General features: G+C 67.7%; 13 protein-coding genes. 7 read left to right on the top strand and 6 right to left on the bottom strand.

Translation table 11 applies throughout. The annotated features are described in order from the left end of the window. Positions 1 to 15 precede the first annotated feature (15 nt). Genes sdhC through sdhA form a run of 3 tightly spaced genes read left to right on the top strand, consistent with a single transcriptional unit; the run spans position 16 to position 2,590 of the window. Positions 16 to 420, top strand: a complete 405-nt coding sequence (sdhC, locus tag GGQ62_RS03785) for a succinate dehydrogenase, cytochrome b556 subunit (protein WP_152576429.1) — start codon at positions 16 to 18, stop codon at positions 418 to 420. A gap of 2 nt (positions 421 to 422) precedes the next feature. Beyond that, positions 423 to 803 carry a succinate dehydrogenase, hydrophobic membrane anchor protein gene (gene sdhD, locus GGQ62_RS03780; protein ID WP_152576430.1) on the top strand — a complete coding sequence of 127 codons (381 nt, stop codon included), beginning with the start codon at positions 423 to 425 and terminating at the stop codon, positions 801 to 803. Further along, entirely contained in the window at positions 803 to 2,590 is a 1,788-nt protein-coding gene (gene sdhA, locus GGQ62_RS03775) for a succinate dehydrogenase flavoprotein subunit (protein ID WP_152577028.1), read from the top strand. The genes sdhD and sdhA overlap by 1 nt, the downstream gene beginning before the upstream one ends. 184 nt (positions 2,591 to 2,774) lie before the next feature. On the opposite strand, the gene brnA is transcribed toward sdhA, so the two are convergent. From brnA to GGQ62_RS03760, 3 genes are read right to left on the bottom strand one after another with little or no spacing between them, the layout of a single operon-like run. Beyond that, positions 2,775 to 3,011, bottom strand: a complete 237-nt coding sequence (brnA, locus tag GGQ62_RS03770) for a type II toxin-antitoxin system BrnA family antitoxin (protein WP_194163338.1) — start codon at positions 3,009 to 3,011, stop codon at positions 2,775 to 2,777. Continuing rightward, positions 2,995 to 3,261 (bottom strand): BrnT family toxin, encoded by a 267-nt coding sequence (locus tag GGQ62_RS03765; RefSeq protein WP_152576431.1) that lies wholly within the window; start codon positions 3,259 to 3,261, stop codon positions 2,995 to 2,997. The genes brnA and GGQ62_RS03765 overlap by 17 nt, the downstream gene beginning before the upstream one ends. Positions 3,262 to 3,308: 47 nt before the next feature. After that, positions 3,309 to 4,337, bottom strand: coding sequence for a hypothetical protein (locus GGQ62_RS03760; protein ID WP_152576432.1), 1,029 nt, complete (start codon positions 4,335 to 4,337; stop codon positions 3,309 to 3,311). 151 nt (positions 4,338 to 4,488) lie between these two features. On the opposite strand from GGQ62_RS03760, the gene GGQ62_RS03755 reads away from it, so the two are divergent. The 4 genes from GGQ62_RS03755 to prfB all read left to right on the top strand — a co-directional run bounded on the left by GGQ62_RS03755 (position 4,489) and on the right by prfB (position 10,515). Then, the gene (locus GGQ62_RS03755; RefSeq protein ID WP_152576433.1) at positions 4,489 to 5,274 is read left to right on the top strand and encodes a succinate dehydrogenase iron-sulfur subunit; all 786 of its coding nucleotides are present in this window, start codon (positions 4,489 to 4,491) and stop codon (positions 5,272 to 5,274) included. Between the two features lie 195 nt (positions 5,275 to 5,469). After that, positions 5,470 to 6,861, top strand: a complete 1,392-nt coding sequence (locus GGQ62_RS03750) for an N-acetylmuramoyl-L-alanine amidase (protein WP_152576434.1) — start codon at positions 5,470 to 5,472, stop codon at positions 6,859 to 6,861. A 62-nt stretch (positions 6,862 to 6,923) separates the two neighbouring features. Continuing rightward, the gene (locus GGQ62_RS03745; protein ID WP_152576435.1) at positions 6,924 to 9,326 is read left to right on the top strand and encodes a penicillin-binding protein 1A; all 2,403 of its coding nucleotides are present in this window, start codon (positions 6,924 to 6,926) and stop codon (positions 9,324 to 9,326) included. A gap of 60 nt (positions 9,327 to 9,386) precedes the next feature. Next, positions 9,387 to 10,515, top strand: a protein-coding gene (gene prfB / locus GGQ62_RS03740; protein WP_152576436.1) for a peptide chain release factor 2 whose coding sequence is annotated in 2 segments (ribosomal slippage) — positions 9,387 to 9,455 and positions 9,457 to 10,515 — 1,128 coding nt in all. Because the reading frame shifts where the segments join, the coding sequence is not laid out codon by codon here. A 144-nt stretch (positions 10,516 to 10,659) separates the two neighbouring features. Here prfB and GGQ62_RS03735 read toward each other — a convergent pair. The 3 genes from GGQ62_RS03735 to tolR are packed head-to-tail and all read right to left on the bottom strand — an operon-like array spanning position 10,660 to position 13,335. Continuing rightward, positions 10,660 to 12,078: an amidase gene (locus GGQ62_RS03735; protein ID WP_152576437.1), complete on the bottom strand. Its 1,419-nt coding sequence runs from the start codon at positions 12,076 to 12,078 to the stop codon at positions 10,660 to 10,662. Positions 12,079 to 12,100: 22 nt separating this feature from the next. Continuing rightward, positions 12,101 to 12,892, bottom strand: a complete 792-nt coding sequence (locus GGQ62_RS16545; RefSeq protein ID WP_152576438.1) for a hypothetical protein — start codon at positions 12,890 to 12,892, stop codon at positions 12,101 to 12,103. Next, positions 12,889 to 13,335, bottom strand: a complete 447-nt coding sequence (gene tolR, locus GGQ62_RS03725) for a protein TolR (protein WP_152576439.1) — start codon at positions 13,333 to 13,335, stop codon at positions 12,889 to 12,891. The genes GGQ62_RS16545 and tolR overlap by 4 nt, the downstream gene beginning before the upstream one ends. Position 13,336 lies beyond the last annotated feature (1 nt).

The following is a 13,336-nucleotide window of genomic DNA, read 5'->3' as shown; positions in this document are numbered from 1 at the left end:
CATCCGGAGATTGCCATGGCCGGCCGCCCGACCTCGCCGAGACCGCTATCGCCGCACCTGACCGTCTGGAAATGGCAGGTGCACGCCATTGTCTCGATCCTGCACCGGATCACCGGCAATGCCATGGCGCTGGGCGCTGTCGTGCTGTTCCTGTGGTGGCTGATCGCCGCCGCAACCGGGCCCGATGCCTATGCGGTGTTCATGGGCGTGGCGACCGGCTGGTTCGGGCACCTGGTGGCGATCGGCTTCACCTGGGTGTTCTTCCAGCATCTGTTCTCGGGCATCCGCCATCTGGTGATGGATGCCGGCCAGGGCTATGAAATCCACACCAGCCGCACCATGGCACGGGCAACGCTGGTCGGCTCGGTGCTGGCGACGGTCCTGACCTGGGCCGCGATCCTGTTTACCAAGGGGTTCTGACGATGGGTGCCGGAACCGAACTCGGCCGCGTTCGCGGCCTGGGCGCCGCCAAGGACGGCGTCCACCACTGGTGGCTGCAGCGCGTCACTGCCATCGCCAATATCGTCCTCGTGCTGTGGTTCGTGTTCTCGCTGGTCCGGCTGCCGGCGCTCGATTATTCCAGCGTCACCCTTTGGCTGCGGCAGCCTGTCGCTGCGGTGCCGATGCTGCTGCTCATCGTCTCGGTTTTCTGGCATTTCCGCCTGGGCGTGCAGGTCATGCTCGAAGACTATCTGCATGGCCGGTCTCGGGTGCTGGCGATGCTGGCACTCAACTTCTATGCCCTGGCGGGGGCGGCGGCGGCCGTCTTCGCGGTCCTCAAGATCGCGCTCGGAGCAGTATGATGGCGGCAAGCTACCAGATTATCGACCATGTCTATGATGCCGTCGTCGTCGGCGCCGGCGGATCGGGCCTTCGCGCCGCGATGGGCATTGCCGAAGCCGGGTTGAAGACCGCGTGCATCACCAAGGTGTTTCCGACCCGCAGCCACACGGTCGCGGCCCAGGGCGGCATCGCTGCAAGCCTGGGAAACATGGGCCCGGACCATTGGACCTGGCACATGTACGACACCGTCAAGGGGTCGGACTGGCTCGGCGACCAGGATGCCATCGAATATCTGTGCCGCGAGGCACCCGCCGCCGTGTACGAACTCGAACATTTCGGCGTGCCGTTCAGCCGCACCGAAGCCGGGCAGATCTACCAGCGCCCGTTCGGCGGCATGATGCAGAACATGGGCAACGGCCCGCCGGCACAGCGCACCTGCGCCGCGGCGGACCGCACCGGCCACGCCATGCTCCACGCGCTCTACCAGCAGAGCCTGAAGTACGCGACGGACTTCTACATCGAATATTTCGCCATCGATCTCATCATGGTCGGCGGCGAATGCAAGGGCGTCATCGCCATCAACATGGACGACGGCAGCATCCACCGCTTCCGCAGCCACAAGACGGTTCTCGCCACCGGCGGCTATGGCCGCTGCTATTTCTCGGCGACCAGCGCCCATACCAGCACCGGCGATGGCGGCGGCATGGCAATCCGTGCCGGCGTGCCGATGCAGGACATGGAATTCGTCCAGTTCCACCCCACCGGCATCTATGGTGCCGGCGTGCTGATCACCGAAGGCGCGCGCGGGGAGGGCGGTTACCTCACCAACAGCCAGGGCGAGCGTTTCATGGAACGCTATGCCCCCAGCGCCAAGGATCTCGCCTCGCGCGACGTCGTCTCGCGCTCGATGGCGATGGAGATGCGCGAAGGCCGCGGTGTCGGCAAGGAGGGGGACCATATCAACCTCCACCTCGATCACATCGACCCGGCAGTGCTCCACGAACGCCTGCCCGGCATTTCGGAAACCGCCAAGGTCTTCGCCGGGGTCGATGTCACCAAGGAACCCATCCCGGTGACGCCGACGGTCCATTACAACATGGGCGGCATCCCGACCAATTATCACGGCGAAGTCGTGACCCTGAAGGACGGTGACCCGGATTCGGTCGTCCCCGGCCTGTTCGCCGTCGGCGAGGCGGCGTGCGTTTCGGTCCATGGCGCCAACCGGCTCGGTTCCAACAGCCTGATCGACCTCGTCGTCTTCGGCCGCGCCACGGCGCACCGCATCGGGGAAACGCTGAAGCCGGGCACCGCGCACACGCCCATCGCCCGCGCGGCGGACGATTTCGCGCTCGGCCGGCTCGACGGCTTTCGCCACTCCAAGGGCGGGTCGCCCACGTCGGAAGTGCGGCTGGCGATGCAGAAGACCATGCAGTCGAACGCCGCGGTGTTCCGCACCGCAGAAATCCTCGACGAAGGCACCCGCAAGATCGACGCCATCTACCAGCGCATGGCCGATATCGGCATCCAGGACCGCAGCCTGGTGTTCAACACCGACCTCATCGAAACGCTCGAGCTCGACAACATGATCGGCCAGGCGGTGCTGACGATGCACATGGCCAAGGCCCGCCACGAAAGCCGCGGCGCGCACATGCACGAGGATTTCCCCAACCGCGACGACGTCAACTTCATGAAGCACTCGCTCGGCTGGTTCCGCGACGGCGCCGTCGACCTCGCCCAGCGCCCGGTCCACGAATATACGCTGACCGACGAGATCGACTATATCAAGCCGAAGGCGCGGGTCTATTGATGGCCAAGTTCAGGCTTGGCCGGAATCTGCCAAACCGAACGCAACATGCGGGACATCCCTCACGGTAACGTGAACAAGGGGCACGATCGGGAGCGTACACTCTTGGCCGCGAGGCCCAATCCTCAAAGGTCAGGCAGCCGCCATGCCAACTGGCGGGCGATCCAAGCTTTTCCGCGGTCGCGGCCTAACCCGCCGTTTCCAGCCTGTCCGCCAGCCACATCTTGATCAACGCCTGGCGTGTCACGCCGCGCTTTTGCGCCTGCCGGTCGAGGCTGCGTACCATCCAGTCCGGGAAATCGACATTGACCCGCTTGGACTCCAGGCCCGGACGGCGCGCACGCGACCAATCGAAAAATGCGCTGACATCTTCGCCATCGTCGAACATCTCGTCGATTTTGGCAGCGTCAATCTTCGCGTTCATAGACCTCGATCTCCCTGTCTCGCGCGCGCCGCACCGAGATGATGCGAACCACATCGCCACGCTGCGTCACGATCGCCGTCCAGATGCGATCGCCGATCCTGCCGACGACGAGCTGGCGAACTTCGCTCGCCTTGTCGTTCGAGCTCACAACACTTCGTCGCTCGTCGCGCCACAACGCCTGCGCCTCATCGAAATCGATCCCATGCTTGTCGGCATTCAGGATGCTTTTGGCAGGATCGAACTCGAACATAGTATAGAAATTATACCTTTTCGACGCAAGTGAGTCCGTAGGATATCCTACTGCAATCGGACATCCAGCACAGCCTCCCACTGCCCCGCCACGGCATCGGCGCCATAGCGCGCCTCGAGATGCCGCCGCGCCTGTGGCAGCGCCGGGTCGGTGGCGGGCAGGCAGTCGGCATAATGCGCCAGCCCCGCCTGCCAGTCGCCGAGCACGATCCAGGGGCGCAGTTCCTCATAGCTCGGCAAGGGGTCGGCGACGACGCCCAGTCCGGCCATCACCGCCGTGGCGGCGCGGTTGATCGACTTGCCGCTGGTATAGCCGTTGCGCCCGACGGGGATCACCGCGACATGGTGGCGGGCGAGCGCCGGGCCGAAACTGTCGTTGCCGAAGGGCAGGTAAACGCTCGGGATGCGCCAGTGGCGCCGTGCCAGCCAATAGCGCAGGCGCGTGTCGCTGATCACCGTCAGCGTGACCGGATGGCGGCGGCCGAAGCTTTCCAGCTCGCGCACCGCACCATCGAGATGGGCAAAGCCCGACATGCCCGGCACGCTGCTGCCATACCAGACGCAGTGCAGCGCGCCCGAATGGCGGCCGAGAAACTGCTCCAGCCCGGCGACGGCGCCATGGGCGCGGGTGGTCACCGGGCAGGGGTCGATCGTTTCCAGCGCATCGGGGATGACGCGGAAGGCGGCACCCGGACCATGCGCCTCCAGCTGCGCCGCCATCATCGCCGTCGGGGCGGTGACGACATCGGCGAGCGCCATCATCTCGCGCAGGCGGTTGCAGCAGCCGCGAAAGCCGGCACGCCCCGCCAGTGCGAACATGTTGTCGCAAACATCGACGATGATGCGCCGGTTGTCGGCGCGGGCGGCGCGGGCGATGTGCACCGCCGCCGGTGAAAAGCCGCGCGAGAACACGATGGCGTCATAGCCGCGTGCGCCGCGGGCCGGGTCGAACAGCTCGACATCCAGCCCGCGCCGCCGCAACGCCGCCAGCGGCGCGAACATCCGCAACCGGTTGCTGGCGACGTCCTGGCCGTAGCGATGGGCATGAAACGCATAGCGCCGACCGGTTTCGAACACGCCGCACACCTCCTAAAACCCGGCAAGACGACCCGCCTTACGGTACGAAACGCCATTTCCCCCCGCGGACGCGCGGCGAGTCTGCTGCAACGCCGCAGGGCTTCCGGTTGCCGGATGGATTGGCTATGACCGCCATCAAAGGAGCCTTTCCATGGCCGAATTCTCGCTTCCCGCAAACAGCAAGATCTCCACTGCCGGCAAGCGCTTCCCGGCGCCGGCGGGGGCGAAGAATGTCCGCGCCTTCAAGATCTATCGCTGGAACCCCGACGACGGTGCCAATCCGCGCTACGACACCTATGAACTCGACCTCGATGAAACCGGCCCGATGGTTCTCGACGCGCTCATCAAGATCAAGTCGCAGGTCGATTCGACGCTGACCTTCCGCCGCTCCTGCCGGGAGGGCATCTGCGGGTCGTGCTCGATGAACATCGATGGCACCAACACGCTGGCCTGCACCATGGCGATCGCCGACATCAAGGGCGAGGTGCGGATCACGCCGCTGCCGCACATGGAAGTCGTCAAGGACCTGGTGCCGGATTTCAAGCATTTCTATGCGCAATACGCATCGATCAAGCCGTGGTTGCAGACCGTCACGCCGACGCCGTCGGGCAAGGAGCGGATCCAGACGGTCGAGGAGCGCGCCAAGCTCGACGGGCTGTACGAATGCATCCTGTGCGCCTGCTGCTCGACGGCCTGCCCGAGCTATTGGTGGAACAGCGACAAGTTCCTCGGCCCCGCGATCCTGCTCCAGGCCTATCGCTGGCTCGCCGACAGCCGTGACGAGATGACCGGCGAACGCCTCGACGCGCTGGAGGACCCGTTCCGCCTCTACCGCTGCCACACCATCATGAACTGCTCGAACGTCTGCCCGAAGGGGCTCAACCCTGCCAAGGCGATCGGCGAGATCAAGACAATGATGATGGAGCGCGCCGGCTAGTCGCAGCGCCGCGCGCGCGTATGGCGGAGCCAAACGCGCCGACAGGCGCAAGACCGGCCAGCGGGGCAGGGCGCTTTGCGGCCTGAACCCGTCTGACGCCAGCCGCGGCTTTGCCGCGGCCCCCCCCGACGCCAGGCATCACCCCTTTGTCCGCAACGGGTTGCGGGACACTCCTCATCCCCCTATCCCTTTCGGGTGCGTTCCTGGCTTGCCCTGTTGCTGTTGCTCTTGCCGGCCCCGCTGCTCGCGGCGCGCATTACCGGTGTCACCATCGTCCCCGGAATTGTCACCATCGCGACCGATGGGCCGGTGGCGGTGGCGCACAGCCTGGCCTTGTCGGACCCGGACCGGATCGTCATCGACCTGCCCGCGGTGGTGGCGGGCCAGTTGACGGCGGATGGCGCCGGCAGCGTCACGCGCCTGCGCGCGGCGATGTTCGCGCCGGGCATCGCGCGGCTGGTCATCGACCTGGCGGCGCCGCTGGAGATCGTCACGGCGCGTGCCAGCGGCGATGCGCTGGTCATCACGCTGCGCCGCGTGCCGGGCGCGGCCTTTGCCGGCCGGGTGGCGCGCGGCCGCCGGCCGCTGCCGGTGCTGACCAGCGAGGCCGCGGCGCCGCCGCCGACCCGGCCCAGCGACAGCTTCGACCTGCCGACGACGATGTTCGGGGCGCCGCGGCCGCGCCCCGCACCGACCCCGTCCCCGCCCGCAGCGTCACCGCCGTCGGACGCTGCGCCGGCATCGCCACCATCGGCGCGCGAGGCGCCGGTGCCCGACATGAATCCCGCCGTCGCCACCCCCCCCGCCACCAACCCGCCTGCCGTCCAGCCCGGCGCGCCGGCTGCCGAACCTCTGCCGCCGCTCACCCCCAAGACCCGCGCGCCCGGGGTCCGCGCCCGGTCGGGCGGCAAGCCGCTGGTGGTCATCGATGCCGGTCATGGCGGCAAGGATGTCGGCACCATCAGCGTCAACGGCGGCTATGAAAAGGCCGTCACCCTCGCCATCGCCACTGCCACGGCGCGGCTGCTCGAAAAATCGGGCAAGGTGCGGGTCAAGCTGACCCGTGCCGACGATCGCTTCATCCCGCTCGGCGGCCGCGTTGCCATTGCCCGCGCCGCGCGCGCCGACCTGTTCGTTTCGATCCACGCCGATTCGGCGCCCAATGTCGCTGCCCGCGGTGCCAGCGTCTATACCCTGTCGGCGGTCGCGTCCGATGCCGTGTCGGCGCGGCTGGCGGCGCGCGAGAACAAGGCGGACATCATCGGCGGGGTCAATCTGGGGGTGGAGGCGCCCGATGTCGGCGATATCATGATCGACCTGTCGCGGCGCGCCACCGGCAATGTCTCGGTGGCCTTTGCCGAAATCCTCCAGGACGAATTGCAGGAAGGCATCACCTTTCGCGGCGAGTTCCACCATTTCGCCGGCTTTTATGTGTTGAAGGCGCCCGATGTGCCGTCGGTGCTGCTCGAAACCGGTTATCTGAGCAACGCCGACGACAGCACGTTCCTGTTTTCCGCCAGCGGCCGGCGCCGGATCGCCGAGGGCACCGCGCGGGCGATCGAGCGGCATCTGGTCGGCGACCGGTGACGCGGCGCTTCCCTCCCGCGCTGCCAGCCGCTATCGCAGCCTGAGATTGGGTCGGAGCATCGATGCGGCGTTGGTGGATTTGGGTGCTTTTGCTGGTGGCGCTGGCCGCGGCAGCGGTCGGCTGGTTGTTCTGGTCGGCACAGAAGGACCTGCCCGACGAGGCGGCGCTGAGCAATTTCGCCGCCGCGCTGCCATCGACGGTGCGCGATATCGACGGCAATGTGGTGACCACCTTCACCCGCGAGCAGCGCGTCTACCTGCCCTATGACGAAATCCCCAAGCGGCTGGTGCAGGCCTATATCTCGGCGGAGGACAAGACCTTCTTCGAACATGGCGGGCTCGATTATCAGGGCATTGCCGCGGCGGTCTTCACCAATATCGAATCCTGGTTCACCGGCCGGCGCCCGGTGGGCGCCTCCACCATCACCCAGCAGGTCGCCAAGTCGCTGATCGGCAACGAAGTGACCTACAGCCGCAAGCTGCGCGAGGCGCTGCTCGCCCGCCGCATCGAAGCATCCTTCACCAAGCAGCAGATCCTCGAACTCTACCTCAACCAGATCTTCCTGGGCCGCAACGCCTATGGCGTGGAGGCGGCGTCGCAGGCCTATTTCGACAAGTCGGCGGCCGATCTCGACCTGGCGCAAATGGCCTATCTGGCGATCCTGCCCAAGGCGCCGAGCACCTACAGCCCGGTCCGCCAGAACGCGCGCGCCGTGGCGCGGCGCGACTATGTGCTGCGCCAGATGCAGGCCAACGGCTTCATCACCGCCGCCGAACGCGATGCCGCTGCCGCCCAGCCGCTGGTGGCGGTGCCCACCCACAGCATCGCGACGGCGCGATCGTCCGATTACTTCATCGAGGATGTGCGCCGGTCGCTGATCGCGCGCTTCGGCGAGACTCCGGCGGATGGCCGCAACAGTGTTTATGGCGGCGGCCTGTGGATCCGCACCTCGGTCAATCCGAAATATCAGGAAGCGGCCGAAATCGCCATGCGTGACGGCTTCATGCGCTTCGAACGCGGCCGGTCGTGGCGCGGGCCGATCGCCAGCATCGATGCCGGCGAAGGCTGGCAGTCGCGCCTGCAGGCGACCGCTGTGCCGCTGGGCTTTCCGGACTGGAAGAAGGCCGTCGTGCTCGCCAAGGATGGCGGCGCGTCGCGGCTGGGCTTCACCGACGGCAGCACCGGCACCATGCCGGCATCGGCGGCATCGTCGCCGCTGCGCGGCACCAACCAGTCGGCAGCGAGCGTCCTCAAGGTCGGCGACGTCGTTCCCGTCGTCAAAAGCGGCTCCGGCTTTGCGCTGCGCCAGCCGCCGGAAATTTCGGGCGGCATGGTGGTGGAAGACCCGATGACCGGCCGCGTCCTCGCGCTGGTCGGCGGGTTCGACGCCCGCGCGCAAAGTTTCAACCGCGCCACCCAGGCCAAGCGCCAGCCCGGATCGACCTTCAAGCCGATCGTCTATGCAACCGCGATGGACAATGGCTTCACGCCGTCGTCGATTGTCGTCGATGCGCCCTATTGCGTCTATCAGAGCCGCTCGCTGGGGCAGAAATGCTTCCGCAACTTCGGCAACATGCGCGGCGCCGGCGCCCAGACGCTGCGCTGGGGGCTGGAACAGTCGCGCAACCTGATGACGGTGCGCGTCGCCTACAACACCGGCATGGACAAGGTGGTGGCGCAGGCCAAGGCGCTCGGCATCGGCGATTACCAGCCGGTGCTGTCGATCGCGCTGGGGGCGGGGGAGACCACCGTGCTCAAGCTGACCAACGCCTATGCCCAGCTGTTCAACGCCGGCCGCGCGCTCGAACCCTCGCTGATCGACATGGTCCAGGACCGCGATGGCAAGGTCATCTTCCGCCGCGACAACCGCTCCTGCCCGGGCTGCGCCGCCGCCGACTGGAATGGCGAGCCGATGCCGCGCCCCGGCGGCACGCCCAAACAGGTGATCGACGCGCGCACCGCCTTCCAGGCCGTGCATCTGATGGAAGGCGTCGTCAGCCGCGGCACCGGCACCGAACTGCTCAAGCTCGACCGGCCGTTCGCCGGCAAGACCGGCACCACCAACGGCCCGCGCGATGTCTGGTTCGTCGGCGGCACCCAGCAGATCGTCGCCGGGCTGTATCTCGGCTATGACAATCCCCGCAACATGGGCGGCTATGTCCAGGGCGGCACCGTGGCGGCGCCGATCTGGCGGCAATTCGGCGAACTGGCGCTGAAGGACGCGCCCAAACTGCCGTTCAACATCCCCGCCGGCGTCCGCATGGTCCGTGTCGACCGGCGATCCGGCAAGCGCGTCTATGGCGTCTGGCCGGGCACGGAGAACAAGCCGGCGGTGATCTGGGAGGCCTTCAAGCCCGACAGCGAACCGCGCCGCACCGGTGGCAGCGCGGCGCGCGATGATGCACGCGGCGGCCGGGTGCGCAGCGATGCCGATTTCATGCGCAATTCGGGCGGGATCTACTGAGGCTTGCAACGCTGTGGCGCAGCTTCTACATCCCGCGCTCTTGTTTCAGGGACATTGACCATGCGGGCCGAAGCCCAAGCCTATGCCGATTCCATCAAGCAGGCGCTCGACCTGCTGAGGAGGTTTCTTTGACTGGGATCGTGCCCTTCGCCGTCTCGACGAACTGAACAATCGCGTCGAGGACCCCAAGCTCTGGGATAATCCGAAAGCCGCCCAGGCGGTGATGACCGAGCGCCGCCGCCTCGATGAGGCGATCGCGGCGACGCGCAGCATCGAAACCGATCTCGCCGAAACCTCCGAACTCATCGAGATGGCCGAGGCCGAAGGTGATGAGGAGATGGCGAGCGAAGGTGTCGCCGCGCTGAAGGCGCTTGCCGACAAGGCGGAGCGCGACAAGGTCGCGGCGCTTTTGAGCGGGGAAGCCGACAACAACGACACCTATGTCGAAATCAACTCCGGCGCCGGCGGCACGGAGAGCCAGGACTGGGCGTCGATGTTGCAGCGCATGTACCAGCGCTGGGCCGAAAAGCACGGCTACAAGGTCGAGCTGATCGACTTCAACGCCGGCGAACAGGCGGGCATCAAGAACGCGACGATGCTGATCAAGGGCGCCCAGGCCTATGGCTGGGCCAAGACCGAAAGCGGCGTCCACCGCCTCGTCCGCATCAGCCCCTATGACAGCGCCGCGCGGCGCCACACCAGCTTTGCCAGCGTCTGGGTCTATCCGCAGATCGACGACGATATCGAGATCGACATCAAGGAATCCGACCTCAAGATCGACACCTATCGCGCCTCGGGCGCCGGTGGCCAGCACGTCAACACCACCGATTCCGCCGTCCGCATCACCCATGTGCCGACGGGCGTCATCGTGGCCTGCCAGAACGAGCGCTCGCAGCACAAGAACCGCGCCACGGCGATGAAGATGCTGAAGGCGCGGCTGTACGAGCGCGAACTTGCCATCCGCGAAGCGGCCGCGGCGGACGTCGAAGCCGGCAAGAGCGACATCGGCTGGGGCCACCAGATCCGCTCCTACGTTCTCCAGCCCTATCAGCTGGTCAAGGACCTGCGCACCGGCAAGACCTCGACCGCGCCGGCGGACGTGCTCGACGGCGATCTCGACCCGTTCATGGCAGCGGCACTGAGCCAGCGCGTCACCGGTGACGCGGTCGAAGTCGAGGACGTGGACTAAGAGTTCACCTCTCCCGCTTGCGGGAGAGGTCGAGAGACGGCGAAGCCGGCCCGGGTGAGGGTGCCTTCCCTCCCAAGCCCCAGCACACCCTCACCCGGCGCGCTGGCGCGCGTCTCGCCTCTCCCGCAAGCGGCGCTCGCGGCCTCACACCGCCGGCCGCCGCCCCGCCCATGGTGCCGCCGCCTCGACCTGCCCGGCCAGCCGGTACAGCAACCCTTCTGCGCCATAGCGCCCCATCGCCATCACCCCGATCGGCAGTCCGGTGCTGCTCATCCCCAGCGGCAGCGACATCGCCGGCTGCCCGGTCCAGTTCGCCAGCGCCGTGAACGGGCTGTAGCCGAGGATATTGGCCGTCCACGCCTCCATGTCGGTCGGCGACAGGTCGATCTTGCCGAGGTCGATCGGCGGCTGGGCGAACACCGGCGACAGGATGATGTCATACCGGTCCATGAAATCGGCGACGGTGATCGCGGCCTGCTGGAACAGCGCATTGGCCGCCATGATCTGCACGCCGCCGGTGCTGCGCCCGATATGGACGAACATTTGCGTCACGGTCTCCAGGTCGCTGCCGGCGTCGTCGCGGCCCAGCGCCGCCAGCCGCTCGCCGACCTCAAACGCCGTCGCCGACCCCAGCACCGCGACCATCGCCGACCCCAGCGCCGCGCCATCGAGCGCCGGCTGCGCGACCTCGACATGGTGGCCGAGGCTTTCGAGCAGCTTCGCCGTATCGTCGAGTGCCGCCAGCACGTCGGCGTGCACCGGCACCCCGGTGATCGGCGTCCGCATCACCGCGACGCGCAAGGCGCCCGGCGCGCGCGTCACTTCGGACAGGAAACTGTGCTCGGGCGCCGGCGCCGTATAGCGGCTGCCGTTCTCGGCCCCGTGCGACGCATCGAGCAGGGCGGCGCTGTCGCGGACGCTGCGGCTGACGGCGTGGACGACGCCCAGCCCCAGCCAGCCCTCGGTCCCCTGCGGCCCCATCGGCACACGGCCGCGCGACGGCTTCAGCCCGAACACCCCGCACGCCGACGCGGGGCAACGGATCGAGCCGCCGCCGTCCGACGCATGCGCCAGCGCCACCACGCCGGCCGCCACCGCGCACGCCGCGCCGCCCGAAGAGCCGCCAGCGCTATGGGCCAGGTTCCACGGGTTGCGCGTCAGCCCCGTCGCAGCACTCTCGGTCGTCACCGTCAGCCCGAATTCCGGCGTCGTCGTCTTGGCGAAGGTGTTGAGCCCCGCCGCGACATAGCGATGATAGAGCGTCGACGTGTAATCGGCGCGCGCCCCGTCCCACAGCTTGCTGCCTTCGCCCATGCGCTCCCCCGGGATCGCCATGTGCAGGTCCTTGACGAGGAAGGGCACGCCCGCGAACGGCCCGCTGAACGCCCCGGCCGCCGCCGCCCGCGCCCGCGCGAACATCGGCTGCGCGATGAAGTTGAGCCGCGGATTGGTTGCCTCGGCGCGGGCGATCGCCGCCTCGAGCAATTCCGCCGGCGTCGTGTCACCCCTCGCGATCGCCTCGGCCTGGCCCAGCCCGTCACGCGCCAGCAGTTCGTCGATCATGTGCCCCCCAAATGCCTGTTGCTCAGGTCATGCTTTCCGGGTCGAAATTGATCTCAACCGATTTCCACAGGTCATAGAGATTGGCGGGCAAGGTCAAGGGCGAACAGCGCAGCACCGCGCGTCGCGCCGTTTCGGCAAAGGCGCGGGCGTAATCGTCGTTGGCGGCGGTGCGCCCGGTCTGGCTGGCAACCGTCGGCGTGCCGATGACGCGGCCGTCGCGGCCATAATCGGCGCGGATCACCACCGTCATCTTGCGGACATCGGCACCCCCGATCGGCGGGTTCCAGCACGGCGCCACCTGCGACTGGATCGCCTGCGCCAGCGTGGCGGCGGCACGCGGGTCGATCCGTGCGGTCTTGGGCGCTGCAGCGGCGATCTTGCTGGCCAGGTCCGACGTGTCGAGCGGGCGGGTCTTCGCCTTGGGCAGCGCCTTGTCGATCAGGTTCGACAGGGTGCTGGTGTCGAGCTTTTTCGTCTCGGGCTTCGCCTTGGCCGGCGCCGGCTTTTCGGGCACCGGCTTGGGCTCGGGCTTGGCCTCCGGCGGCGGCACGGCGTCGACCTTTTCCACCGGCTTGGGCGGCTCCGGGGTCGGTTCGGGCGGGGTCGGGGCGACGGTTTCCTGCGGCGCCGCCTTGATCGATGGCGCCGGCGCTTCCGTCACCCGCGGTGCGTCGGCGATCTCGACGAATTCGACGGGGATCATTTCCTCGGCCGGCGCCAGCGGTTCGCGCTGCATCTGCCAGCCGATGCTCAGCGCTGCAAACAGCGCCAGATGGGCGACACCGGCACCCAGCAGCGCCTGCCGCTCGGTCATGTCGCCGGCTTCGCCTTGCGCGCCGGCTTGCTGTCGCTGACCAGCGCCACCTTCTTGAACCCCGCGGCCGACACCTCGCCGACGACTTCCATCACCCGGCCGTAATCGAGCGCCCGGTCCCCGCGGACATAGACCCGCGCCTCGTCCTGCCGCGCCTCGCGCAGCGCCGCCAGCCGCGTCGGCAGCGCGTCGGCGCCGACCGCCTGCTGGTCGATGAACACCTGGCCGGTGGCATCAACACTGATCTGGATCGGCTTGTCGTCGGATTTCAGCGCCGTCGCCTTGCTGTCGGGCAGGTCGATCGGCACGCCGGTGACGAGCAGCGGCGCCGTCACCATGAAGATGATGAGCAGCACCAGCATGACATCGACCAGCGGCGTGACGTTGATCTCCGCCATCGGCGCACGCCGGCCACCGCGGCGCGGGGCAGGGCCCATCGCCATC

It is taken from the genome of Polymorphobacter fuscus (assembly GCF_011927825.1).
Taxonomy (GTDB): Bacteria; Pseudomonadota; Alphaproteobacteria; order Sphingomonadales; family Sphingomonadaceae; genus Sandarakinorhabdus; species Sandarakinorhabdus fusca.
Note: the sequence above shows the minus strand (reverse complement) of the source record. Positions and strands in the feature narration are given on the sequence as shown.